The organism is Phaeodactylibacter xiamenensis, from assembly GCF_000759025.1.
In the GTDB taxonomy this organism is placed as follows: domain Bacteria; phylum Bacteroidota; class Bacteroidia; order Chitinophagales; family Saprospiraceae; genus Phaeodactylibacter; species Phaeodactylibacter xiamenensis.
The window spans coordinates 1-1,530 of sequence record NZ_JPOS01000060.1; the positions used below are offsets into that span (position 1 = coordinate 1).

A 1,530-nucleotide genomic window follows, 5' to 3' on the forward strand; every position below is an offset into this window, starting at 1 on the left:
TGATGATAAGATAGCGTGGTACGAGAATGACGGCAGCGGCAATTTTGGTGCGCAGCAGGTCATAACGACATCAGCGAATGGTGCCCTTTCCGTACACGCCATGGATTTGGACGGTGATGGCGACGCGGATGTATTATCGGCCTCTGAGATTGATGATAAGATAGCGTGGTACGAGAATGACGGCAGCGGCAATTTTGGTGCGCACAGCGAATGGTGCCAGGTCCGTATACGCCATGGATTTGGACGGTGATGGCGACGCGGATGTATTATCAGCCTCATCAAATGATGATAAGATAGCGTGGTACGAGAATGACGGCAGCGGCAATTTTGGTGCGCAGCAGGTCATAACGACATCAGCGAATGGTGCCAGGTCCGTATACGCCATGGATTTGGACGGTGATGGCGACGCGGATGTATTATCGGCCTCTGAGGCTGATGATAAGATAGCGTGGTATGAAAATGACTGCGCTTCTGTGGCTACCTGCACCGACGGCATCCAAAACGGCGATGAAACCGGCGTAGACTGCGGTGGCAGCAACTGCCCGCCCTGTGCCCCAGACTTTACAGACTATTGTCAGCTCGGGCTGGATATAGATGGGGAGGGAGCCGATGATCAGTCTGGCGAATCGGTCTCCCTGAGTTCAGATGGCAGTGTGTTGGCCATCGGTGCGCCTGGAAATAATGACAATGGCTCACTTTTAGGCCATGTACGGGTGTATGAATGGGATGGAACGGGCTGGTCACAGCGAGGCGTTGATATAGACGGCGAGGCGTTTGGAGATGGGTCCGGCATTTCCGTGTCCCTGAGTTCGGATGGCAGTGTGTTGGCTATCGGAGCCGATTTGAATGACGATAATGGCTCAAATTCCGGCCATGTGCGTGTGTATGAATGGGATGAGACAGCGTGGTCCCAGCGAGGAGGGGATATAGATGGGGAGGGAGCCGATGATCAGTCTGGCGAATCGGTTTCCCTGAGTTCAGACGGCAGTGTGTTGGCCATCGGTGCGGCTGATAATGATGGCAATGGTGATAGTTCCGGTCATGTGCGCGTGTATGAATGGACAGGAACGGTTTGGTCCCAGCGAGGAGGGGATATAGATGGGGAGTCGGCTGGAGATCTTTCCGGCTGTTCGGTATCCTTAAGTTCAGATGGCAGTGTGTTGGCCATCGGCGCGGTTGCAAATGATGATTATTCCGGTCATGTGCGTGTATATGAATGGGATGGGACGGACTGGTCCCAGCAAGGCGCTGATATAGACGGCGAGGCGTTTGGAGGTGGGTTCGGCATTTCCGTGTCCCTGAGTTCAGATGGCAGTGTGTTGGCCATCGGTGCGCCTGGAGATAATGGAAATGGCTCAAATTCCGGCTCTGTGCGTGTATATGAATGGGATGGGACGGGCTGGTTCCAGCGAGGGGGCGATATAGATGGGGCGTCGGCTGGAGATGGGTCCGGCAGTGCCGTATCCCTGAGTTCAGATGGCAGTGTGTTGGCCATCGGCGCGCCTAATAATGATGACAATGGTGATTATT

The 1,530-nt window shown here is 54.4% G+C and carries 2 protein-coding genes; both read left to right on the top strand.

The annotated features are described in order from the left end of the window. The coding region (locus IX84_RS18365; RefSeq protein WP_044224060.1) for an FG-GAP repeat domain-containing protein at positions 1–250 on the top strand (250 nt) is incomplete at its 5' end. Continuing rightward, positions 177–1,530, top strand: a 1,354-nt coding sequence (locus IX84_RS18370; protein ID WP_173426315.1) for an FG-GAP-like repeat-containing protein, incomplete at its 3' end; no start/stop codon positions are given. The genes IX84_RS18365 and IX84_RS18370, both read left to right, overlap by 74 nt.